The sequence below is a fragment of the Anaerosolibacter carboniphilus genome, assembly GCF_014205875.1.
GTDB lineage: Bacteria > Bacillota > Clostridia > Peptostreptococcales > Thermotaleaceae > Anaerosolibacter > Anaerosolibacter carboniphilus.
Window position 1 is genome coordinate 355,860 of record NZ_JACHEN010000001.1, and the last position, 22,565, is coordinate 378,424.

Below are 22,565 nucleotides of genomic sequence, written 5' to 3' on the forward strand. Positions count from 1 at the left end.
GCTGTCGATCCCTACGAGATAATGTGCCCATTGGTAGGGGCGAACAGTGTTCGCCCGCAGACCACAGATATTAATCTGACTATCATCCTGAGTAGGGAGCGCCTCCTGTTGCGTTCCGTTTATAGGGGGATAATAATCTGGAACGGACGTGCAATGCACGTCCCTACGGTTGTGTCACATTCTTTATTTTTTAAGAACTAAGGGACTCTTCAAACAAGGGTTTCCTTTCATCATGTTATCGTATCAACATGATGCTGAAACAAAGCCTAAAACTATACTCGAGCTAACCTAGTTGGCTGATGGAAGTAATGGAGGGCCTATAGATCTCATTCAGTTCAATGAAAACAGGCGTTTTCAATAATCCTGTCCCTATAACATCGTGACAGTCTAAAAGTAAGGGAAAAAGACGGTTCGTTAAATTCAACGAGATGTCTTATTTTTTTATTATGAGATATTTTATAGGGTATCAAAGCTAGGGCAAGGAAATATAAAATATATAAATTTCAATATCTATTTCTATTTTTCAAGTATATCCTTAAGTTCCATCAAATTAGAAATCTCATAAGTTGGTTTTATTCCAGTTTTATTTACAATTTTATTCGGATTAAACCAACAAGTATCTATTCCAAAATTTATGCCACCCTGTATATCAGATGTTAAGCTATCTCCTACGATCAATACCTTGTTTTTGTCAGTATGCTTTATATTGTTTAGAGCAAGTTCAAATATTCTAGAATCCGGCTTTGATACCTCAACCTCCTCGGATATTACTATATCCTCAAAGTATTTTGCTATAATAGATTTCCTTATTCTATGATCCTGCACATCCGTAAGCCCATTTGTAATGATCGTAAGTCTATAATCTTTATGCAGACTTTCTACAAGGTCTATCGTATCATCATATAGAAACGATGCATAAGATAAATGCTTCATGTATGATTTTGCAAATGCCACCTCATCAAACCCAGCATTTAGACTATCGGACAATCTTTTAAATCTCTCAACCTTTAATTTTCCCTGAGTAATAAGGCCATCCTCAAACTCTTTCCATATAGCTGTATTTATGCCCTGGTAGATTTTCAAATGATGATTTTCATCATATTCAATATCAAATTCAAGCATTGTATTTTTAAGAGCATCTCTTTCGGATTTTTTAAAATCAAATAAAGTCTCATCTGCATCAAATATGATAATTTCGTATTTCATAATAAACCTCCTCAAATGATTGAATTCTTTGGATATCCTATCAATTTATTTATAAACAAGTCTTTAAGTGTTGAATTATTCAACATACTTTAATATGCTCACTCAATTTAAGATTTTTTTGTGCATACTTGTTATCAGCTCTTGCATTCATGATAAGTCCTATAAGAAATAATGCACCTCCGATTATCTTGCCCTTAGAAAAAATATCTAAGTATATATAGTCTATCATCGCACTTGTAAATATTTGACCAATAAATCGAAGTATCACTACATATACTGCAGGCACATTCGGAATGATGACATTAAATAAATACGTTGTCATAACGCCAATAAGGCCTGCTATAAAGTACGGTAGGGGAACAACCCGTATAGCCGTATAAGATGGTATAGATTTTATCATAATAATACACAGTATAATAGAAGATATTGTTGCCATCAAATAATTGATAATAACGCCATTGATCATACCTTCTCTTTGAGATAGCTTTCCATTTATCATCATATTGATAACGATTGTTATCCCAACGAGAAATGATAAGATAATATATATCATTGCAACCCTCCTTACATAGTAATCATAACGATTATTCCAAGTGAAATGATTGAAAATCCTAATATTTTTTCTTTCCTGAACCTATTAACGGGCATTCCAAACAATCCAAAATGCTCTACTAGGCTAGACATTACAAGCTGCCCATATAGACTCACCCCTATAGTAAGGGTTATTCCTATTTGAGGTATGCATATGTTGTTTAAAAGAATAGTTATTACACTTAGTACACCTGGCAGAAAAAACATAAGCGGTAGTTCTTTTAAATTTGAAAGCGTATTTTTCTTTGCTATGGATATCATTAAAATCAATATAAATCCTAGTACATGAAATATGAATGTGCTCATATAGGGTCCTGTGATGCTCGACAGCATTCCATTTAAAAAAACCATGATGGCAAGCAGAACACCATTTATGAGAGCCAAGTTTTTATACATGTATGAATTCCTCCCATGCTTTACAATACTTAATAAATAAATTACCATATTGATATGAATTTCAATATGACATATGTCGTATTAAGGAGGATTTATGAGAAGAATTTCTGACAACAACCTCTTAAACCATTATATCGTTAAACATAATATAGAAAGCATATTTGATAAAGATATATTAAAATATGCACAACTTCATTTTTATCAAAAAGAGGAATTCGTATTAGAAGCAGAGTCTGATCTTGAATACTACTATTTGCTTGTAGATGGAAAAATAAAGATATCTTATCTTTTTGAAAACGGTAAATCAATGTTTCTTAAGTTTTATCAAGAATTTAATACATTAGGAGATTTAGAGTTCCTAAAAAACATTCCGATACGTTGCAATGTTGAAGCGATAAAAGATACTTATTTGATAGCAATTCCTTCAGATATACTCAGAAAAAAATATTTGGATAATATAAAGTTTTTACATCATTTGATAGACTCTTTAAGCGAAAAACTTTATGCAACCATAAATAACAGCTCTTACAACTTTGTATATCCGCTTATCAATAGATTATCCAGTTATTTAGTTGAGCACATAACCGATAAAAACTACATAATTTTAAATTCTTCATTTGAAGAAATCGCTCAATTTTTAGGAACAACCTATAGGCACTTAAATCGAACCTTTAAAGAACTAGAATCAGAATCCATTATAAAATCTGAGAATAAAACAATATATATATTAGATGAGAATAGACTTCGACAATTATCTAAAAATTTATATATAAAATCCCTCTAATGCTAACGAAAAATATAAAAGCTCTTGAGGATTTATTGGACTCAAGGGCTTTTATATTTTCATAGTACTATTTTCAATTATTTGTTTTCGATTGAGAAGGACCATAAACTTCACTTGTTTGCCTATGCACCATACTCTCTAAACAGAAAACATATGAAGCACAATGAGCTTATTTAGGAATTATTCTTCTTTTCCCAACAGGCCATATAGAAATAACCGTAAAATCCCCATTTTGTATTCGAGGCTGGTTTTAAGATAATCAGACTGCTGCATGATAGATACTGACGAAAAAAGGAATGAAAGAATCGCATCGTTTGGAATGCTTTCGTCAATAGCCCCCTCTTTTTTTCCCAATTCGATAAATTTGGTATATATGGAGGTTGCCTTTATGGTTGCAGCTTCCTTATACACTTGCTGCAAAGTTTTGTCTTCCCATGCATACTTGCTAAAATTGGAACGGCTTACCTCAATCACAGCATCGTGTTTTTTATCCATAATAATCTTTAGCTTTTCGGAAAAAGGAATATCTCCCTTCAGAATTTCCTCATATTCTTGGATTGACTGATCTAGATAAGAAATCAGCACTTCCTTTGCGAGAGAATTCTTGTCACCAAAGTAATTATAAATTGATACTTGGGAAACACCAGCTTTTGCAGCGATTTCGCTGATACCAACATCCGTTATACCACGCTCGGTGAAGAGCTCCCGCGCAGCATTGATAATGGACTCTTTCTTTGCTTTCGTTCTTTTTTCATAGCCATTCATGTTCATCACCCAATTTTTATTATAACATAGTTTTGAAATATATCAATGTTAATTTCAAAACGTATTGACAACATAACTTTTGGGGTATAATATGAAATCAAGAGAATGAAATTTCAAAACTTCTATGGAGGGATACTATGAAACCTTATGTGTTAAGTTTTCAAGAAATAGACAAAACAAGGCTCATGGTCGTCGGAGGCAAAGGCTTAAACCTAGGGGAACTATCAAAAATTGATGGAATACAAGTACCAGATGGCTTTTGTGTTACAACCGAGGCCTATAGAAAATCCATCGAAAACAATGTAGAACTGGAAGCATTGCTTGAGAAGCTAACAGAATTAAAATCGGATGATAGAGACCAAATCTCAGAAATAAGTAAAAAAATACGTTCTTCTATTGAAAACCTTAAAATGGCGAAGGATATTGAGAATGAAATTATGAAAGCACTGGCCTTATTTGGCGAACAGGAAGCCTATGCTGTGCGGTCAAGCGCTACAGCAGAGGATTTACCCCACGCCTCCTTTGCTGGCCAGCAAGATACCTATTTGAATATCAAGGGGAAAGGTGAAGTCCTAGGGCATGTTATCAAGTGCTGGGCATCATTGTTTACGGATCGTGCTGTAACCTATCGTATTCAAAATGGTTTTGATCATCGAAAGGTATTGCTATCAGTAGTCGTTCAGAAAATGGTTATGTCAGAAGTTTCAGGTATCATGTTTACAGCTGATCCGATGACTTCGGATAGGAAGACACTGTCCATTGACGCTGGATTCGGGCTTGGAGAGGCATTGGTGTCTGGCCTTGTAAATCCAGATATCTACAAGGTGCAAAACGGTATGATTGTTGGAAAAAGCATAGGCACACAAAAATTAGAAATCCGGCCTGTGCAGGGTGGTGGAACCCAAGAATTAAAGATTGAGAACAACAGGCAGCGAAACGAGGCATTGACAGATGCGCAGATACTGCACCTAGCTGCTATAGGCAAGAAAATCGAGGCCCATTTCGGTTCACCACAGGATATAGAATGGTGCCTTGTGAATAACGCATTTTACATTGTTCAAAGTCGTCCCATCACGACACTGTTTCCTATTCCAGAATCAACAGATTCCAGAAAGCCTCGTGTATATATGTCAATCGGCCATACTCAGATGATGATCGACGTCATTAAGCCTTTAGGCATGTCTTTCTTCGAAATGCTTTCTGAATCTACTATGGATAAGGCAGGTGGTCGAATTTTTACTGATATTACCCATGACTTATCTTCAGGGATAGGAAGGAATCGATTAGTAATGGCAACTGGTAAACAGGACCCCCTCATTCAGAGTGCCCTTAAAAAACTGCTAGAAGATAAAGATTTTATGGATGCCCTTCCCCACGGGAAAAGAAATGTAAAGGGAGGAATATTCACAATATCCTCTATTGTAGAGACAATAAAAATCCATAGAAAAAATGATCCCTCCATTATCGAGGAAATACTCACTGGATTTGAAAAAGAGGTTAGGGAAGTAGATGAGCAGCTCTCAAAGCTGTCAGGAGACCAAGCACTTGAATTCATACGTAATGATCGAGATAAATTATTAGCCATGTCCTATGATCCAAGGATGCTCGGGACTATCATCGCAGCAATACTGGTTAATGATTCTCTCAATAAGAATGTGGAGAAATGGTTGGGAGAGAAGAATATAGCTGACGCTCTTACCAAGTCTCTGGATCATAATGTTACCACGGAGATGGGTTTGGCCTTATGCGATGTGGCGGACACTATCCGTAGATTTCCAAAGGTCTTGGCATACATTTCCAACGACCCTGCTGACGAGAGCTTTTTTGAAGAAATGATAAAACTTCCAGGAGGAAAAGAAACCAGACAAGCATTTAAAGAATTTCTAGATAAATATGGCATGCGTTGTCCCGGTGAGATAGACATCACGAAGGCTCGTTTTGAAGAAAAACCGACCCAGCTTATCCCTATGTTGCTTAACAATATCCGTGTCCTTGAGTCTGGTGAACATGTAACCAGATTCCAAAAGGGAAAGCAGGAAGCGAAGGTGAAGGAAGAGGAGATCATCTGCCGTTTGAAGAATATGGCGGGCGGGGATAAGAAGGCGAAAAAGATCAGGAAGAGCATCCGTCTGCTGCGTAACTTCATAGGATGTCGTGAATATCCGAAATACTACATTGTCCGGCGTTATCAGGTTTATAAGAAGGCCTTGATGAAAGAAGCAGATAGGCTGGTAAATAAAGGCGTTATTAAGAACCGCGAGGATATCTTCTACTTGTATTTCGATGAGTTATGCCAGGTGGTAAAAACAAATGAGCTGGATTACTCGATCATCAAAAGAAGGAGAGATGATTATGTTCACTATGAGAAACTAACTCCTCCTCGTGTGATTACTTCTGATGGTTTTGTTCCAACTGTCGGGTTATCCTCGGATAATATGCCCAAAGGGGCAATTTCAGGTATTCCGGTTTCTAGTGGTGTGGTTGAAGGCCGTGCCCGAGTGGTTTTATCCGTAGATGAGGCAAAGCTTGAAGAGGGCGATATTCTGGTAACTCAGTTTACAGATCCCAGTTGGACTCCACTTTTCGTGACCATAAAAGGTCTAGTCACTGAAGTGGGTGGATTCACTACTCATGGTGCAGTGATCACACGGGAATATGGTCTTCCTGGCGTAGTAGGGGTAGAAAACGCTACAAAGCTGATAAAAGACGGACAGCGAATCCGAGTGAATGGAACGGAAGGATACGTAGAAATACTGGAATAATGATCATGAGAAGAGAAAAAAAGTAGAAGGGCAAGAGTGTATTGCCCTTCTACTTTTATATTTCGCTTCTATTTATTGATAACGATTTCCTTACCTGCTTTACGCCACTCTGCAAATTCAGCTACTGCTGTGAACAGTACGTCTGTAGATGAGTTAAGAGCTGTTTCAAAGGAGTCTTGTAAAACACCTACGATAAAGCCTACACCGACTACTTGCATAGCCATCTCATTTGGAATTCCAAACAAGCTGCACGCTAGAGGAATCAGTAATAAGGAACCACCAGCTACTCCTGAAGCACCACAAGCACTTACAGCAGACAATACGCTTAGGATGATTGCTGTAGGGATATCTACTTGAATACCAAGTGTGTGAACCGCTGCAAGTGTTAGTACAGAAATCGTAACAGCTGCACCAGCCATGTTGATTGTTGCACCTAATGGAATAGATACTGAATAGGTATCTTTATCTAAACCTAGTCTTTCACACAAGCTCATATTTACAGGAATGTTTGCAGCTGAGCTACGAGTAAAGAATGCCGTGATACCGCTTTCCCGGATGCACTTAAGAACAAGTGGGAATGGGTTTTTACGAATCATTACGAATGCAACGATTGGGTTAACAACAAGAGCAACGAATAGCATACAACCAATCAGAACTGCAAGTAATTGTCCATAGCTTAGTAGAGACTCAAGTCCGCTTGTAGCAATAGAGTCAAATACAAGACCCATGATTCCTAATGGCGCAAAGCTGATAACCCATCTAACCATTTGGGAAATCGCATCTGAAAAATTAGAAATCATCGTTTTTGTAGTATCAGGCGCACCTTTTAAAGCTAAGCCAAGAAGAACTGCCCAAGATAAAATACCAATATAGTTGGCATTAAATAGTGCTTTTATTGGGTTGTCAACAAGGTTTAGCAGTAACGCTTTTAGAACTTCTGTTACACCGCCAGGAGCTGAAACGCTTTCAACGCCCGCTGCAAGTGTCAATGTTACTGGGAAAATAAAGCTTGCAATAACCGCCACAAATCCAGCTAGGAATGTTCCTAAAAGATAAAGGACGATAATGGATTTCATATTGGTTTGTTGACCACTCTTATGTTGAGAGATGGCTGACATTACCAAGAAGAAAACCAACATAGGTGCAATCGCTTTCAAAGCACCTACAAATAAAGAACCAAAAATGACGATAGGACTTGCTACATCTGGAATCGTTACAGCCAAGATAATACCGATAATCAAACCAACAAAGATTCGTTTTACCAAGCTCAACTGATTCCACTTGTTCAATAGGTTTCTCATAGTCTTTTCTCCTCCTATAGATAAGATATAAATAATATTGCGATTGCCCATAGCTATTTTAGATGTGCTGCTATCTGATGGGTTGTCCCTCATAGCTATACGACAAAGACTAGTTTACCATAAATTCTAGCTCATGAAAAGTAAAAAATTAAATTATGTAAATAAAGTTATGTCAATTTTGTAAAAATATGTTTATTCTATAAAGGAAACAAGCGCTGCTGTATTCTATTACTAATCATGATTGTAAATGTAGTATGCCACTTATTTAATAAAAGTATAATTTTAATTTTTGATCTAGAAATGAGAAGTTATAAATCATATTTGAATTGCTGATGTTATTTTCCCTGAAAAGGGACGTATGGCTTACCCCTAGATTTTAAGAAATACTAAGGTATGTTCCTTAAGCCTTCATTTATACTGACGGTTTTTTACTATAAATTAATATAACCTTAATCGCCATTTAAAAATAAAAATGTACAATGAAAAAGAAACTGAAAAGGAGAGGTGATTTTGATGAAGTTGAATCTATGTATTGATATTGATGGGACCATAACAGATGCTTATTATTGGTTGGAAATGGCGAATGAACATTTTGGAATAGATATAAAACCTTTCCAAGTTACAAAATATGAAATCCATGAAGTGTTAGAGATACCGAAGGAAGACTATCTGAAGTTTTATGAAGTATATGGTGAAGAAATACATACAAAGGCAGACTTGCGAGACAATGCAAAGGAAATTCTTTGGGCATTAGATCAACAGCATAAAATTACTTATGTCACTGCTAGAGAAGCGAGAATGAAAGAAGTAACTGAAGCGTGGTTCCGTAAGCATAATCTGCCTAAAGGAGAATTTCATTTTTTAGGAACGCATTATAAAGTAGATAAAGCCAAAGAATTGAAATGTCATGTTTTTATAGAGGATCGATATGAAAATGCTATTCAACTGGCACTGGCTGGCTTCGAAGTATTATTGATCGACTGTTACTATAATCGGAACCCATTGATTCCAGGAGTGACAAGAGTTTTTAATTGGGGGGATATCCACAGCAGAATAGAAGAATACAATCGAAGTATAGAGACAATTGTGCAAAAGGCAGTAGATAGCTGCCAAATAATTGAAGAATACAAAGCTGGACATAATGACGGATCTATGAAGATTGCTTAGTAAAACTTGGCAGGATAACAATAGAATGACAAGTTGAATAAAACACAAATAAGCCGGTTAGGGTGTACATTCACCTTAACCGGTTTTTTGAATGATAAAGAGAAAAACTTTAGATAGTCTTGTATCATATGTTGACAAATTGCATAAGATAAACTACAATTAAATTACTTATTTAGTAGATTAGTAGTTTAGTGAATCGAGAAAAGTGTCAGGAGGATAAATTATGAAAATACCAACTACTTTAAAACATAAACCAGTTATTGTATCTGATAACTATGAGAATATTGATGGCAGATACGCTTACAATTCAGATGCGAAAGGTCTTTCATTAGGATTAGCGCAATGGAATGATCGAGGTAAGGTAGATATATCTGCTAAAGTATGGAGATATACAGGAGAAAAATGGTCTAGACAATCTGAAGAGTTGCCGCTTCATCGTGTGCTTGACCTTGCAATTCTTGTTTGCAGAACAAAACTTCATTTTAGAGAGGCCTATCGATATGAGAAATTATATAATACAGAAAATCCTGTTATAGATAGAGTGGGTTTACAGGGTGACGCCATGACAGTAGCTATATGTACGGATAATGAAAAAATTAATGAAGATATTAAATTATTCAGCCAAGCTCTCAGTGCCGATGATGAACTTATTGGGGAGCGTTTACGTACTTTATCTAGAATATTAAAGGAGATGGGGTACTAATCAATAGGTGAAACAAAGAAAAGAATTAACATTCTTAAGAAAAGAAGAAGGCTAAGGTTCGTTAGAACTAAACCTTCTTCTTTTTTACTTTTACCTAGGAATGAAAAGCTTTTGATCCACATAAATTTGCGATGCGATTATTATAGTCAGCAAGCATTGGCTTGAATTTAAAGAAGCAGGCAGGGTAAATCTATATAGAAAGTGAATGAGATAAGTATTAGTGGCAATAATAAAGGCAAAGCATCTTGGAAAAGATGTTTTAAGCTTCGGAGATAAGGGGAATTGATTAAGAATTTCAAGGAGGCTATGCATGAAAAAATTAGGATCACAAGGGTTGAAGTGGTTGAAAATAGTACATATTCTTTTGATAATCTTATTTCTGGGTGGAATAATAAGTACTTTGGCTATTAATTCTCATCTTAAAATATCTACATTTGATGAGGCCTATGCGACCTATAAAAGCTCAATCATTATAAGTGATTATGTAGTAAAATATGGAGCGCAAGGAACTTTAATAATAGGTATCGTATATGGTGTGTTTACAAACTGGGGTTTTTTAAAACATAGATGGATAGCTGTAAAGTGGTTGTTTTGGATTGCACAAACGTTTATTGGAATATTTGTTGTTGATAGATTGATGGTTGCAAATATGGCTATTCTTGAGGCAGAAAAAGTCAAGGCTTTAAGTAATCCTGTTTTTTTACAGAATCATACCACAAGACAATATGTTGTAATTGTGCAGATTGTATTATCCACTTTTTTAATATGCATATCTATATTGAAACCTTGGAGAAAGAAAAGTGTTACTCCCTAGAAATTAGAAGGGAGTATTTTTTTACGTAATTACACTTTATTTTTTTATTTCTAATTTCTCCATAACTGCCGCCATTCCCATCAATTATCAGAGGTGCTGTACTATCCTTAAAATTCAAAATATCAAACTGCCTGCAGCATAAGTTATTATCCAGGAGCATAGTATATTCATAAAAAAGGGGGTATGATTATGAGTCTGATGATGGCATTTTGTGTTGTCCTAGGGGTGTTAGCCATTGGAGATGTGGTTTCTACCAAAACAAAAGCATTTATTCCATCAGTATTTGTTGCTGCACTATTATTTTTACTAGGATTTTGGACTTTCTTTCCGGCAAATATCGTGGAATTAGCAGGATTCTCAATGCCAGTAATCCTATTGTCAATGTACTTATTGATATCTCATATGGGAACCATGCTAAGCGTAAAAGAATTGGCAGCCCAATGGAGAACCATCGTAATAGCTCTGGCCGGGATCATAGGTATTTGCTTAGGAACCTTAACTATTGGTAGGATGCTATTCGGTTGGGAAATGGTTGTAACCGCTACACCGCCACTAACTGGTGGGATTGTGGCAGCCATCATGATGTCAGAAGCAGCATCGGCAAAAGGGATGACAGAGCTAGCAGTACTTGCCATTGTCATGTATGTTATGCAGGGATTTGTAGGATATCCTCTGACGGCTACGATGCTAAGAAAAGAGGGAACAAGATTATTGAGCCTATACAGAGATGGAAAGGTTTCCTTAGTAGATCAAGCATTAGAGCAAGCTCCTGTAACTATTTTGGAAGAAAAAAGCAGATTTAGGATTTTTCCAGAAACCCCTAAGAAATATCAAACTACCTATGTATTGCTGCTTAAACTAGGTGTGGTGGCTTGGGCCTCCGTTGCTTTTGCAGGGGTAATTCAAGACAAAATATCCAAATATGTTATTTGCCTAATCTTTGGAGTTATTGCTGCTGAAATAGGATTTGTTGAAAGGAAACCCCTCAATCTATCCAGTTCCTTTGGATTCTTAATTACAGGGCTAATGGCCTATGTATTTGCAGGTTTGGCCAAAGCAACCCCTGAAATGTTGATGCAGCTAGTAGGACCTTTGGTAGGAATTATTCTTCTAGGAGTATTCGGTATGGCGATTTTCTCAATATTTATTGGTAAAACCCTAGGTTACTCTAAAGAAATGTCCTTTGCAGTTGCTTTAACGGCACTATATGGATTTCCACCAAATTATATTTTAACGGAGGAAGCAGCAAAGGCCCTAGCTGAAACAGAAGAAGAACAAAAATATCTCATGGATGAGATGCTGCCCAAGATGCTAGTAGGAGGATTTACAACAGTTACGATTGTCTCCGTAATTATAGCAGGCATCTTTGTAAAATTCCTATAAATGAACATGTAGATAACCCTGTTATTTCGAAAGAATGCTGAAGAAATAACAGAGTTTATCTGAAGGGATAGAACAAGAATAAGGGGGTGCAGGAGAAAGTACTGTCCAACAAGAATATTAAAGGAGAATAGCTATGAAGCATGAGATTCATTGTAAGTGGTTAGATACAGTAGCTTTTCAGGCAGAAGATGATTCGGGTCATAAGATAATAATTGAGGCAGGAAGAAAGTTTGGCGGAAAAAACAGAGGTTTTTTGCCAAAACCTTTGCTATTGGTGTCTTTGGCAGGCTGCATGGGAATTGATGTGATTTGTTTATTAGATAAAATGGAAATAACGCTAACAGATTTTAATATCCGAGCTATTGGAGAAATGAATGATGCGCAGCCCAGATATTATCATAAAATTCATCTAGTTTATGAATTTGAGGGTGAGGAGTTACCTATAGATCAAGTGGAAAAGGCCGTTTATTTATCAAAAGAAAAGTATTGCAATGTAAGTGCCTTGCTTTCAAAGGGAGCTGATATTACCCATGAAATTAAAATCATGGAATCTAAAAGTTCCACGGAATAAGAGAAGGAACATGCACGAGCCCAATTTTTCCATCGAATTTGTTGCGATGATTGAAGAAGAAGGAGGCCGATTTGGAGGAGGGTTGCTTGCCAGTCGTGCTATGGTTGGAAAAGTCACGAGGGGTCAGCTGGATAACTTTAAAGATCAAGAGGGTATTTCAACGGCCCAGGCTATGAAGGATTTTGGATTAGATCCAGATAGAATTCAGGAAGCTGTGAGAAAACCTGGAACTATAGAGGCCTTTCTTGAATTACATATTGAGAAGGAATTGAAGTGGTATATAGGACCATATGGGATCTAGCGGAGGTGAGTAACAATGAAAATTAAAGAACTAGCCAATCAATGTAAGCAATATGTCATTGATATGAGAAGAGAATTTCATATGTATCCAGAGCCTAGTTGGGGTGAAATAAGAACTTCACAGCGGGTGAAGGAAGAATTGGAAAAGATAGGGGTACCCTATATTTCTGTAGCCAATACAGGGGTGGTAGCAACGATTCAAGGAAATCAAGCAGGAAAGACAGTTGCTTTAAGGGCCGATATGGATGCACTCCAGGTGCAAGAAACCAGTGCAGTGTCCTATCGATCTCAAAATGAAGGGATCATGCATGCCTGTGGCCACGATGGGCATACGGCAATGCTATTAGGCGCGGCAAAGATATTAAATGAAATGAAAGATGAAATCAAGGGGACCGTGAAACTGTTCTTCCAACCTGCTGAAGAAGTGGCACAAGGCGCGAAAAAAATGATTGAAGAAGGTGTCATGGACGGTGTAGATGGTGTATTTGCCATTCACCTATGGGCAGATATCCCCTATGGTACAGTATGCGTAGAGGAAGGACCTAGAATGGCATCGGCAGATTTTTTCAAGATTTTTGTGCAAGGTAAGGGAGGGCATGGATCTTTGCCCCATCAAGGGGTAGATGCGGTGGTAGCTGCTTCTGCTATTGTCATGGACTTACAATCCATTGTAAGTAGGGAGATAAGCCCTTTGGAATCTGCAGTGGTAAGTGTAGGAATGCTTCATTCGGGAACAAGAGCAAATGTGATTGCCAGTAAAGCAGTTCTAGAAGGAACCACACGATCATTTAATCCAGAGATCAGAAATGCATTCCCAACAATCATTGAGCGAATTGCTAAAAATACGGGGAATAGTTATCGAGCGGAAGTAAGCTTTGAACATATTTGTGGTACACCTGCCACGATCAATGAAGCTGTTAGCTCGAGGAGAGCACAAAAAGCCGTAGAGAATATTCTTAGCGAAGAAGCATTGATACACATGGAAAAGGTAACGGGGGGAGAAGATTTTTCTTTATTCTTGGAGAAAGCGCCGGGAGCAATCGCCTTTGTGGGTGTAAGAAATGAAGAAAAAGAAGCTTGTTATCCACACCATCATGAACGATTTAATATGGATGAGGATGGATTAGAGATCGGTACGGCACTATATGCCCAGTATGCCATGATGTTTTTAGCAGAATAGTAATAAAGATAATGGACTTGTATGACGCCTCATCGGAGCGTACAGGTCCTATTCCTATTATAGTGGGAAGCAAAAAGCATATGAACAGCTGGCAGTTGTTCACATGCTTTTTGTTTTTATAAAAATTAAATTTATTATAGCAAGATATAGAATAAATCATTAAAAACTAGGTGTTCCTTTTATTTATCTAGAAACCGATTTTACTTTTGAAATCTTTAAAAATATAATGTTACATATTGGAATCAGATATAAATAAAAAGCATAGGGTACGAATCCTATAGTGCTAACAGCCATGGTTGTTGTAGGAACGAAAGCTGCAATATTCCATGGAATCAATGCAGCCAAAACAATCCCTGTATTCTCTAAGTCTATCGCCAAATGATAATGGTCGATGCCTTTGTCTTCATAGCTCTTTTGCATAAGCTGATTGGTTAGAACAACCGAAATCGATTGGCTGCATCCTACAGCCGCAGTAACAATACTAACAATCGTTGTATAAATAAGGAGTTGGTAACGGGTTTTTCCCTTCATCAAAATACGCTCGACGCTTTTCAACATATTGGTTCTATCAAATATACCAGCTAAGGCACAGGATATAAAGACAACCAAGGATGCCTTCCACATTGAAAGAATACCTCCACCCTGGATGATCTCCTGCAATGGACTATTTGCATCTAACCGGAAGCCTACGAATATGTACTTCAAGACGTCCATTAATTCATGCTGTTGAAGTCCAATAGAAATGATGGAAGCGAAAATAATGCTCATCAACATAGAGAATTTGACATTGATCTTTAAAATAGAAAAAGCCAAAATGATGATGGCTGGCAATAAAACCACCCAGTTAATTTTGAAGATATGTATGATTTCTGTATCTATTCCACTTTCGATAAAATGCAAAGGCTCCTGTAATGAAAAAACAAAATATAAGACAACAGATAAAATAAAGGGAATGATAGAAGTCTTAAACATAAGGGAGATATTTTTGTAAAGATTTGTGCCCGTTATATTTGCAACGAGATTGGCGCTAGAAGACATGGGAGAGCATCGATCGCCAAAATAGGCACCTGCGATAATAGCTCCTGCAGTAATATTTAGATTTACACTTCCGCTCTTTGCCATAAGAATAAAGGCTACACCCACGGTACTTACTACTCCAAAGGATGTACCAAGGAGAAATGATACACCGGAACTGATTAAGAAAGCATATAGGATAAAATAGTTTGGATTCATGTATTTCATTCCATAATATACGATACCTGGGACTGTTCCAGACGCCATCCATATACTGGTAATAGCCCCTATCAAAACAAATATTTCTAAAACAACAAATGCTTTTTTACCTCCTTGATAAGACATTGCGATGATATCTTTTAGTAGGAATCCCCTCCTCCATACAATATAAGCAGTAATAAGAAAACCTAGTAAAAGGGGGTATCCCACAAATAATCCCTTGTAAATAGAAAAAATCAATGCACAAAATGTAATAAAAAGACCGATAAATAGATCCATAATAAAACCTCTTTTACTGAGAAATTTTTTATTTTGAAGATCAATAAGATTTTTAAAAGAAGAGGCTGCAAACTCACATAGCTTAATATTAGCATGAATTGATACATCAGTAAAATAGATTTAAATCTATATTGCAAATTGGATTGAAATAGAATTGAACCATTCAATGAAGGAAGTATCATTCTATAAGTTCATAAATATATTTAGCGGGAAGGAGTTTTGTCAGATCAGGAGAAAAATTAATTATGGAGTATAAAGTGTAGAATATTTGTAGGAAATTGATAAAAAAACAATGTATCTATCGTTACATGATAAGGAGGGAATTTTATGAAACCAATCATTGGGATAACAAGCTTTAATGATATAAAATCTGAAAAAACTTTCTGTGAGGTGGGATATAGCTATATCAATTCCATTATTCTTTCAGGAGGAATACCTGTTGTCATTCCTATTATTCACGATGAAGAAGCGTTGAAAATTTATTTAGAAATGATCGATGGTTTGCTTCTTACTGGAGGAGGAGATGTAGCTCCTTTACTCTATGGAGAAAATCCAACAGGACAGGTGGATTCTATTTCCTGGGAAAGGGATAGGCAGGAGATTGCTTTATGCAACTTTGCTTCTGAAATGGGTATTCCCATATTTGGGATTTGCAGAGGATTACAAGTTATCAATGTTGCCTTTGGAGGAACATTATATCAAGATATCCATAAACAGATAGAGGGAACATTAGGACATTCTCCATCAGCAACTTCACGGGATCAATTATATCATTCTGTAAAAATTGATAAAGATAGCAAACTATATTGTATTTTTAGAGAAGATGAAATCCATGTAAATTCATTTCATCATCAGGCAGTGAAAAGCTTAGGTAAGGGATTAAAAGCATCTGCTTTTTCTACAGAAGGGATAGTGGAAGCTATTGAGTCACAAGAACACAGTTTCATTGTAGGTGTGCAGTGGCATCCTGAGGATTTGGTGGTGAAACATCCTAAATTTCTATCATTATTTATAGCTTTCGTTGAGGAAAGTAAGAAGATAAAGGAAAGATGTGGGGACAAGACAAAAGAAACGCCCCTTTGTCTATAGATGATACAACCCCAGCATGGAGGATATGATCCATGCTGGGGTTTAATGTTTGATCTAAGATTGGTTCAAGATTTCCATATATCCTTTTAATGCATCAGAAACAGGTACATTGATATATAAAGGTGTTTGATAGGATTGGTTACCATAGGGGCCTCTAATGTAAAAGTCTACATAGATCGGCATTCTTTCATAGCTGTATTGGGAAGTTTCACTTATGGATAACAACTCCTTAAGAATTTCTGGGTCCCTTATTTCTACAGTGTTTGAGTCATTAACAGCCTTCCCGTTTTTAGCTAGCTGTACTCTTGTGACTTCTTTTCTTAAGACAGCATATTCAATATCTTTGGGCAGCAGTACTAAGTTTTCATAATGGCCGTTCTCGTCAAGCCATGAGATCATAGATTCAAAACCCTTACGGAAACCATAATGGTAATATTTATCGTTGCTGTCTGCAATTTGTATATAAACATAATCACTGCTTTGTGCACTCATCTCTTCAAAGGTCATAGAGCGAACTTCCTCTTGGAAAAGAGCGATAAACTCCCGCATTCCAGGGCTGTCTGCTAAAACCAGCGGTTTTTTAGATGTACGGTTATCACTGATTTGAATCCACTTAATATCTTCTGGCTTTTGTGCTACAATTGGATATTTTATTTTTTTATACTCCATGGATTCGTAGATTGGTTTTAGCAAAGGCCCGTACTGTTTCTCGTTGATGGTATATTGACGCACCTGGTATTTTCCGTTTTTAAGTATATATACGATATAAGGTGTAGGGCCGCTGACTTTTTGTCTAGGCTGCTGAATGAGTTGAGTATGAAGCGCCATAATATTTTTTATGTTTTCAGGATTGCTAAAGAAGGAATTCGCTTCATGGTGCATATCTTTATATTTTGGATCGGTAGCAGGATCCTCACTGGTCCAAATGTCTGTGTAATAGCCGAAGTAAACCTTCTCTACCTCATCTAATTCCGGTATATGTTGAACATAACCGAAGACATCTACTTGAATGCTTACCAACAGAAGGGAAACTACTGCTACATATGTAAGATATCCTTTATAAGTATGCCAAACCCTGAAGGATTTCTGCATTAATATCTCCGCAACCCCATAGGCGAACAAAGAACTCAATAGGTACCCTACTAAGGATACAGATAGGGAACCTTCTGAGATACTTCTAAAATATAGTCCACCCAGCAGCATACCGCAAGTGGTTACGCCATATTTAAAAATAGGGCGGAAGGAGGTAAAAGCAATAATATCACTGGCCGCTTCCAGTTTTCTTTTTTCATAGGCATAGCCAGCGGCTGCAAAGAACAATAAGGCAATGATCAAATACCCAAGGACATCTTCTACGGAAAGAAAGGGTATGGCTGCGCGATTATCAAATAGAACAAACCAGGGAAGTTTATCGAAAAAAGGATCATAACCGCTGCTGCTGCTAAATCCGTATAACCAGGCGGCAATATTCTCTTTAAGAAGCATATAAATTCCTACTGGCAGCAGATGTAGAATATAGGTAAAGGCAATATGGGCAACAGAGTTGCCTGTAAACATTCCTACAAAGACAGCCATAGAGAAAAATAAAATATTAAAAAGTGTCGTTAATCCCATCCATTGGAATAGGTTCTGCATGGAATAGTACATACCTAAAGAAGTGACGACTTTTAGTAAGGTTAGGATCATTCCTATTAAAAGAACTGGAGTTGTGAGTAATACCAAGCCTGCTATCAGCTGATTGAGATACAAAGTCCTTCGGCTATAAGGAAGACTATGGATCATCGCAGTTGCCTTGCTGGTCATTAAGTATCTATAGAGCAGTACAGCTAAGGCTGTAGGCAGGGCAGCAATCATCCACAGTTGGAATTCGTTGTGGACAGAGAAAAAACTAAGCGTGGCTTCTAGCAGAGATCGTTTCCATTCATCTTGAACATTGGCTCCAAACATGATATATCGAAAAGGCACTGTGAAAAACAAAATGCATGCATATATAGCGCCAATCCACCAAAACCGCTTCATATTAGCGGTGAACAAACCTTTGCTAAATAGTGATGTTTTGGATGTCATAGCCCATACCCCCTAACTCATAAATAAAAATTTCCTCCAGCGTTAGAGGCAATAGATCGAGTATAACCGGATTGGTTTGTTGTACTTTAGATAGTAATCTGTTTCGATCTCCCTTTACAATCATAAGCAGCACACTACCATTTTGTGAAGTATGAAGAACTTCTTCATCTGACAGGAGTTCGCTAGGAATCTCTCCTGAGAAAGCAAGCTGAAGCTTGTGGATATCAGACTTGATATTGTCTAGCTCTCGTTCAACTACGATTTTGCCGTTATACAGGATTCCCACATGATCACATACATCTTCTAATTCCCTAAGGTTGTGAGAAGAGACCAGTACAGTAGTTTGGTGCTCTGCCACATCCTGAAGCAGCAGGTTCCATACTTTTTTACGCATTACAGGATCTAAGCCATCTACGGGTTCATCAAGAATCATTAGTCGTGGGATAGTGCATATGCTTAACCAAAACGCTACTTGTTTTTGCATACCTTTGGACAAACGGGTCACCCTTCTTTTGCTATCGATAGGAAATACCTGTTTCAAAAGTTCATATCTTTCCCAACACCACCTTGGGTAGATGCTGGCGTAAAACTTTGCCATCTCATCGATAGTGTATTGAGAAAAGAAATATAGATCATCTGATATGTATCCGATAGAAGACTTAATGCTAGGATTTTCGTAAACCGGTTCCCCTTGAACCTGAACACTACCAGAATCCTGATGATATATGCCAATAAGATGTTTAATCAGTGTAGTTTTTCCTGCACCATTTGGACCTAGCAATCCATAAACAGATCCCTCTTTGACATGCAAATTCAGATTGTCTAATGCTTTGAAATTACCGAAGTGTTTGGTTAGGTCTTTTACTTCAATCATTCGGCCCTGCCTCCCCCTTTTGAAAAATAGTATCGATGCAGGTAATAAGCTGTTCTTTTTGTACATTCAAATACATAAGCTCTGCAGCGATTTTCTCTAACTCTACTATGAGTTCATTACATCTGCTTTGATTTACTGTATTATCTAATGGCGTGACAAAGCTTCCCTTCCCGCGGATGGAATAAATAAACCCCTCTGTTTCAAGATCCTTATAGGATTTTTGAATCGTATTTGGATTAATGGTAAGAGATTGAGCTAGTTCACGGACCGAGGGGATTTTCTCATTTGCTTTTAAAACCCCGTTGATAATCAACAGTTTCATTTTTTCTTTGATTTGTTCATATAAAGGTCTTCGGTCTTTAAAATCTAACTGAAACATAGGCACCTCCCAACTGTATTACGACGAATGATACACTTAATACAGTTGGATTATATATCCATATTTTGCTATTGTCAAGATTTTTTTACCCGATCCAAAAGAATATTTCATAGTTATATAGGTAATCTAAAGGATAATTTTAGCAAACAGTACACACCATTAAATCAAAAATGATCATGTATTAAAACATTAAACACGAAGAGGACCAACCTTTCGGTTAATCATTCTCAAGAGTAGAAACAGCAAGTAAAATAGATAGATAGCAGTATAATGAAAAAACCCCGATCGTGTTGTTAGGATGAATCATGCCATAAATAACTGTGGTTTTGGAGGTCTGTTTCCAAATACTATTCAGGATGAGAATGGGTGGATTAGTGAAAGCTGTACATAGGACATCAGAAGGTGGTTTGAGTAGGGAAAGGTTACTTTAAGAATAAAGTGGAAGTGCAAATTGACAGTGAGGGTGCTCAGAGAAGAATTAGCGCCAAACACTTTATAAGTACAATTCAAGCTATCTAATCTATTTAACAGTTTTGATGTAGAGTTGTATTTTTAATTGATAGAAAAGATACCAGTTCATGATGATGCCATACTGATTTTGGTCTGCTAGAATGTATTTCTGTGAATAAACAGAGTGTATTATACAGTTATGTACTTATGAAATTTTACATATATGTTGACAATTTGATTTGTTTTCTCTTTACTATCGAGATTTTAATATTATTATCAAATATAAATTCGAATTAATAAGCCTTCAGTATAACCGCAATAACAATTAGAAATATCATGTGTGCAGGATAAAAGATATAACCTACATATTTATTAAGTCTAATACTGCTTGGATTTATGCTTTTTGACACAAAAATGGGAATTAATGCAAAAACTCCCCAAGCATTAAAATAGTATCTTTGTAGTTGAGATAATCCATTCTGAAAGTTAAGCTGGTTCCATACAAATTTAAAATTGAAAAGATTGCTCCAAAATAGTGCTGCTGAATAGGCGGAGTTGAACAGGGCAACCCTGTAATAACCATGAAGTAGATATAATAGTATAATGCTTATTATGGCAGCTGCCGTCTTTTCTTGAAAGATGTGAAACAATAAAACTAAGGCTAATGCCAGCAAGCCGTATTCTAAATAAAAATCTTTTACAATGAAGCTTACTACTTCGGGAAGAATGATTATTATAACAGCCAAGGCTAGTAAAAATATACCATATAAAAGGTGTTTATAATTCTTGTCTTTAATAAAATTCCTAATCTTTAAGACGCCCATATCATAAACATAGAGCAACCCTATGGCTGTTATAAACGTAAACAGTACATTAAAATGAATAGGATTAAATTTAATATCGGGGCTAAAAAAAGAATAGGGTAGTTGCGTTATTAGTGCAAATAGAGAAAGTCTTAAAACATATTTTTTGAGATTAGATGTCCGGGAATAGCCTATGGCAATCTGATAGGTGAAGATAGGAAAAGCCAATCTCCCTATAATCCTAAGAAGCATCTCATTTGGAAAATACATATACCCAATATGATCAACAAGCATTGTTACTAATGCCAGTAGTTTGAGCATATCATTTCGATATGCATTTTTTTGCAGTCCTTCTTTTTCAACAACCAATGCTTCCATCACTATCTCCTCCTATAATTCGTATCGATTCCAAATAATTATACCAAATTCAGTATTGAATGTGCTAATCGATAATTTATAATAAAAACAGAGGACTTTATACACTATATTTCACCATATATGGGAGGATTATATGACTATTTTACCATTTAGTTGCTTAGGGATTGGGATAATTGTAGGATTACAAGAAATAACGAACAGATTTTTAAAAGCAATAGATTTTATCATTAATATAACGCTGATAGTTCTTATGTTAACAATCGGGATGAATATAGGCGTAAATAATTCGATTATGTCAAAGCTTAATATGATTGGGATAAATTGCTTTGTTATTGCTTTGTTTGCAATTATATTCAGTGTTATCTTCACATTAGTCGTAGAAAAGACAATACTGCCTTTGGATAAAATGAAAGAAAATTTAAACGCTGAAAATATGAGCTTAGACAATGAAGTAAACGTTTTAGAAGAGGAGAAGAAAAAGATGTCTCCATTAGTTTTAATTATGCCTCTCAGTATAGTTACAGGTGTGATATTAGGATATTTTGCGATGCCGAAAGACAAAGTTTATCTGCTTGGATATATTTTGACTATATCACTGGTTTTGCTTTATACAGGAGTTGGTATAAACTTGGGAAATAACCGTAAAGTATTTCGATATATTAGAGTCTTAGGAGCAAGAATTATTTTTCTTTCATTGGCCATTTTTTTAGGAAGTGTAGCAGGAGGATTTATAGCAGGGATTGTGTTGAATTTACCAGTAGAGATTTCAGTAATGTCCTCTAGTGGGATGAGTTATTATAGCTTAACAGGAGCCTACATGACAAAAATGTATGGGATTGAGACAGGAACATATGGATTTGTTGTTAATGTTATGCGCGAGTTTTTCACAGTTTTGACGCTTCCGCTATTGATTAAAATCAGTAAAGGAAGCCCTATTGCTGGGGGTGCTGCAGGTAATATGGACACCATGCTGATGCCTATTACAAAGTTTGTCGGCCCAGAATTAGGATTAGTAACATTGATAACTGGAACCATTTTAACATTTGCTGTTCCATTTATACTTCCTATTCTATATGGAATATTTCAATAA

At 36.5% G+C, this 22,565-nt stretch carries 21 protein-coding genes; 11 read left to right on the forward strand and 10 right to left on the reverse strand.

Annotated features, from left to right (window positions below):
• Positions 1-516 precede the first annotated feature (516 nt).
• The 3 genes from HNQ80_RS01565 to HNQ80_RS01575 form a co-directional block, all read right to left on the reverse strand.
• The gene (locus tag HNQ80_RS01565) at positions 517-1,206 is read right to left on the reverse strand and encodes a YjjG family noncanonical pyrimidine nucleotidase (protein ID WP_184307451.1); all 690 of its coding nucleotides are present in this window, start codon (positions 1,204-1,206) and stop codon (positions 517-519) included.
• A 79-nt stretch (positions 1,207-1,285) separates the two neighbouring features.
• Positions 1,286-1,759 (reverse strand): DMT family transporter, encoded by a 474-nt coding sequence (locus HNQ80_RS01570; protein ID WP_184307453.1) that lies wholly within the window; start codon positions 1,757-1,759, stop codon positions 1,286-1,288.
• Positions 1,760-1,770: 11 nt separating this feature from the next.
• Positions 1,771-2,193: a DMT family transporter gene (locus HNQ80_RS01575; protein WP_184307454.1), complete on the reverse strand. Its 423-nt coding sequence runs from the start codon at positions 2,191-2,193 to the stop codon at positions 1,771-1,773.
• Positions 2,194-2,287: 94 nt separating this feature from the next.
• Between HNQ80_RS01575 and HNQ80_RS01580 the strand changes: the two genes are divergently transcribed.
• Positions 2,288-2,977: a Crp/Fnr family transcriptional regulator gene (locus HNQ80_RS01580; protein WP_184307456.1), complete on the forward strand. Its 690-nt coding sequence runs from the start codon at positions 2,288-2,290 to the stop codon at positions 2,975-2,977.
• A gap of 180 nt (positions 2,978-3,157) precedes the next feature.
• On the opposite strand, the gene HNQ80_RS01585 is transcribed toward HNQ80_RS01580, so the two are convergent.
• On the reverse strand, positions 3,158-3,748 hold the full coding sequence (locus HNQ80_RS01585; RefSeq protein WP_243182925.1) for a TetR/AcrR family transcriptional regulator: 591 nt from the start codon (positions 3,746-3,748) through the stop codon (positions 3,158-3,160).
• Positions 3,749-3,879: 131 nt separating this feature from the next.
• Between HNQ80_RS01585 and ppsA the strand changes: the two genes are divergently transcribed.
• Complete coding sequence (gene ppsA, locus HNQ80_RS01590; RefSeq protein WP_184307460.1) at positions 3,880-6,504, forward strand: phosphoenolpyruvate synthase; 2,625 nt, start codon at positions 3,880-3,882, stop codon at positions 6,502-6,504.
• Between the two features lie 68 nt (positions 6,505-6,572).
• On the opposite strand, the gene sstT is transcribed toward ppsA, so the two are convergent.
• A complete protein-coding gene (sstT, locus tag HNQ80_RS01595; protein WP_184307462.1) occupies positions 6,573-7,805 on the reverse strand; it encodes a serine/threonine transporter SstT in 1,233 nt (410 codons plus the stop codon).
• Positions 7,806-8,318: 513 nt separating this feature from the next.
• Here sstT and HNQ80_RS01600 point away from each other — a divergent pair.
• From HNQ80_RS01600 to HNQ80_RS01630, 7 genes are all read left to right on the forward strand, one after another.
• Complete coding sequence (locus tag HNQ80_RS01600; RefSeq protein WP_243182927.1) at positions 8,319-8,972, forward strand: 5' nucleotidase, NT5C type; 654 nt, start codon at positions 8,319-8,321, stop codon at positions 8,970-8,972.
• A gap of 223 nt (positions 8,973-9,195) precedes the next feature.
• Positions 9,196-9,675: a DUF6530 family protein gene (locus tag HNQ80_RS01605; protein ID WP_184307464.1), complete on the forward strand. Its 480-nt coding sequence runs from the start codon at positions 9,196-9,198 to the stop codon at positions 9,673-9,675.
• 310 nt (positions 9,676-9,985) lie between these two features.
• Entirely contained in the window at positions 9,986-10,489 is a 504-nt protein-coding gene (locus tag HNQ80_RS01610) for a DUF2269 domain-containing protein (RefSeq protein ID WP_184307466.1), read from the forward strand.
• A gap of 189 nt (positions 10,490-10,678) precedes the next feature.
• Positions 10,679-11,872 (forward strand): hypothetical protein, encoded by a 1,194-nt coding sequence (locus HNQ80_RS01615; RefSeq protein WP_184307468.1) that lies wholly within the window; start codon positions 10,679-10,681, stop codon positions 11,870-11,872.
• A 133-nt stretch (positions 11,873-12,005) separates the two neighbouring features.
• On the forward strand, positions 12,006-12,443 hold the full coding sequence (locus HNQ80_RS01620; RefSeq protein ID WP_184307470.1) for an OsmC family protein: 438 nt from the start codon (positions 12,006-12,008) through the stop codon (positions 12,441-12,443).
• Positions 12,444-12,453: 10 nt separating this feature from the next.
• A complete protein-coding gene (locus HNQ80_RS01625; protein WP_184307472.1) occupies positions 12,454-12,744 on the forward strand; it encodes a hypothetical protein in 291 nt (96 codons plus the stop codon).
• A 15-nt stretch (positions 12,745-12,759) separates the two neighbouring features.
• Positions 12,760-13,923: a M20 family metallopeptidase gene (locus HNQ80_RS01630; protein ID WP_184307474.1), complete on the forward strand. Its 1,164-nt coding sequence runs from the start codon at positions 12,760-12,762 to the stop codon at positions 13,921-13,923.
• Between the two features lie 183 nt (positions 13,924-14,106).
• Here HNQ80_RS01630 and HNQ80_RS01635 read toward each other — a convergent pair whose 3' ends face one another.
• Positions 14,107-15,435: a Na+/H+ antiporter NhaC family protein gene (locus HNQ80_RS01635; protein ID WP_184307476.1), complete on the reverse strand. Its 1,329-nt coding sequence runs from the start codon at positions 15,433-15,435 to the stop codon at positions 14,107-14,109.
• A gap of 327 nt (positions 15,436-15,762) precedes the next feature.
• On the opposite strand from HNQ80_RS01635, the gene HNQ80_RS01640 reads away from it, so the two are divergent.
• Positions 15,763-16,524: a gamma-glutamyl-gamma-aminobutyrate hydrolase family protein gene (locus HNQ80_RS01640; protein WP_184307478.1), complete on the forward strand. Its 762-nt coding sequence runs from the start codon at positions 15,763-15,765 to the stop codon at positions 16,522-16,524.
• Between the two features lie 54 nt (positions 16,525-16,578).
• Here the strand turns inward: HNQ80_RS01640 and HNQ80_RS01645 are convergent, their stop codons facing one another.
• The 4 genes from HNQ80_RS01645 to HNQ80_RS01660 all read right to left on the reverse strand — a co-directional run bounded on the left by HNQ80_RS01645 (position 16,579) and on the right by HNQ80_RS01660 (position 21,475).
• Complete coding sequence (locus tag HNQ80_RS01645; RefSeq protein ID WP_184307479.1) at positions 16,579-18,591, reverse strand: DUF6449 domain-containing protein; 2,013 nt, start codon at positions 18,589-18,591, stop codon at positions 16,579-16,581.
• The gene (locus HNQ80_RS01650; protein ID WP_184307481.1) at positions 18,566-19,465 is read right to left on the reverse strand and encodes an ABC transporter ATP-binding protein; all 900 of its coding nucleotides are present in this window, start codon (positions 19,463-19,465) and stop codon (positions 18,566-18,568) included. Before HNQ80_RS01650 ends, HNQ80_RS01645 begins: the two co-directional genes overlap by 26 nt.
• Positions 19,458-19,844 (reverse strand): GntR family transcriptional regulator, encoded by a 387-nt coding sequence (locus HNQ80_RS01655; RefSeq protein WP_184307483.1) that lies wholly within the window; start codon positions 19,842-19,844, stop codon positions 19,458-19,460. The genes HNQ80_RS01650 and HNQ80_RS01655 overlap by 8 nt, the downstream gene beginning before the upstream one ends.
• A 743-nt stretch (positions 19,845-20,587) precedes the next feature.
• Entirely contained in the window at positions 20,588-21,475 is an 888-nt protein-coding gene (locus tag HNQ80_RS01660; RefSeq protein WP_184307485.1) for a TraX family protein, read from the reverse strand.
• Positions 21,476-21,608: 133 nt separating this feature from the next.
• On the opposite strand from HNQ80_RS01660, the gene HNQ80_RS01665 reads away from it, so the two are divergent.
• Positions 21,609-22,565: a lysine exporter LysO family protein gene (locus HNQ80_RS01665; RefSeq protein ID WP_184307488.1), complete on the forward strand. Its 957-nt coding sequence runs from the start codon at positions 21,609-21,611 to the stop codon at positions 22,563-22,565.

What these genes read in the sequence shown, in the direction of transcription:
- HNQ80_RS01585 (WP_243182925.1), bottom strand. Translation starts at nt 3,748, where the DNA reads ATGAACATGAATGGCTATGAAAAAAGAACGAAAGCAAAGAAAGAGTCC.
- HNQ80_RS01635 (WP_184307476.1), bottom strand. Translation starts at nt 15,435, where the DNA reads ATGGATCTATTTATCGGTCTTTTTATTACATTTTGTGCATTGATTTTT.
- HNQ80_RS01620 (WP_184307470.1), top strand. Translation starts at nt 12,006, where the DNA reads ATGAAGCATGAGATTCATTGTAAGTGGTTAGATACAGTAGCTTTTCAG.
- HNQ80_RS01610 (WP_184307466.1), top strand. Translation starts at nt 9,986, where the DNA reads ATGAAAAAATTAGGATCACAAGGGTTGAAGTGGTTGAAAATAGTACAT.
- HNQ80_RS01625 (WP_184307472.1), top strand. Translation starts at nt 12,454, where the DNA reads ATGCACGAGCCCAATTTTTCCATCGAATTTGTTGCGATGATTGAAGAA.
- HNQ80_RS01650 (WP_184307481.1), bottom strand. Translation starts at nt 19,465, where the DNA reads ATGATTGAAGTAAAAGACCTAACCAAACACTTCGGTAATTTCAAAGCA.
- HNQ80_RS01640 (WP_184307478.1), top strand. Translation starts at nt 15,763, where the DNA reads ATGAAACCAATCATTGGGATAACAAGCTTTAATGATATAAAATCTGAA.
- HNQ80_RS01565 (WP_184307451.1), bottom strand. Translation starts at nt 1,206, where the DNA reads ATGAAATACGAAATTATCATATTTGATGCAGATGAGACTTTATTTGAT.
- HNQ80_RS01600 (WP_243182927.1), top strand. Translation starts at nt 8,319, where the DNA reads ATGAAGTTGAATCTATGTATTGATATTGATGGGACCATAACAGATGCT.
- HNQ80_RS01615 (WP_184307468.1), top strand. Translation starts at nt 10,679, where the DNA reads ATGAGTCTGATGATGGCATTTTGTGTTGTCCTAGGGGTGTTAGCCATT.
- HNQ80_RS01665 (WP_184307488.1), top strand. Translation starts at nt 21,609, where the DNA reads ATGACTATTTTACCATTTAGTTGCTTAGGGATTGGGATAATTGTAGGA.
- HNQ80_RS01575 (WP_184307454.1), bottom strand. Translation starts at nt 2,193, where the DNA reads ATGTATAAAAACTTGGCTCTCATAAATGGTGTTCTGCTTGCCATCATG.
- sstT (WP_184307462.1), bottom strand. Translation starts at nt 7,805, where the DNA reads ATGAGAAACCTATTGAACAAGTGGAATCAGTTGAGCTTGGTAAAACGA.
- ppsA (WP_184307460.1), top strand. Translation starts at nt 3,880, where the DNA reads ATGAAACCTTATGTGTTAAGTTTTCAAGAAATAGACAAAACAAGGCTC.
- HNQ80_RS01645 (WP_184307479.1), bottom strand. Translation starts at nt 18,591, where the DNA reads ATGACATCCAAAACATCACTATTTAGCAAAGGTTTGTTCACCGCTAAT.
- HNQ80_RS01605 (WP_184307464.1), top strand. Translation starts at nt 9,196, where the DNA reads ATGAAAATACCAACTACTTTAAAACATAAACCAGTTATTGTATCTGAT.
- HNQ80_RS01570 (WP_184307453.1), bottom strand. Translation starts at nt 1,759, where the DNA reads ATGATATATATTATCTTATCATTTCTCGTTGGGATAACAATCGTTATC.
- HNQ80_RS01630 (WP_184307474.1), top strand. Translation starts at nt 12,760, where the DNA reads ATGAAAATTAAAGAACTAGCCAATCAATGTAAGCAATATGTCATTGAT.
- HNQ80_RS01655 (WP_184307483.1), bottom strand. Translation starts at nt 19,844, where the DNA reads ATGTTTCAGTTAGATTTTAAAGACCGAAGACCTTTATATGAACAAATC.
- HNQ80_RS01580 (WP_184307456.1), top strand. Translation starts at nt 2,288, where the DNA reads ATGAGAAGAATTTCTGACAACAACCTCTTAAACCATTATATCGTTAAA.
- HNQ80_RS01660 (WP_184307485.1), bottom strand. Translation starts at nt 21,475, where the DNA reads ATGGAAGCATTGGTTGTTGAAAAAGAAGGACTGCAAAAAAATGCATAT.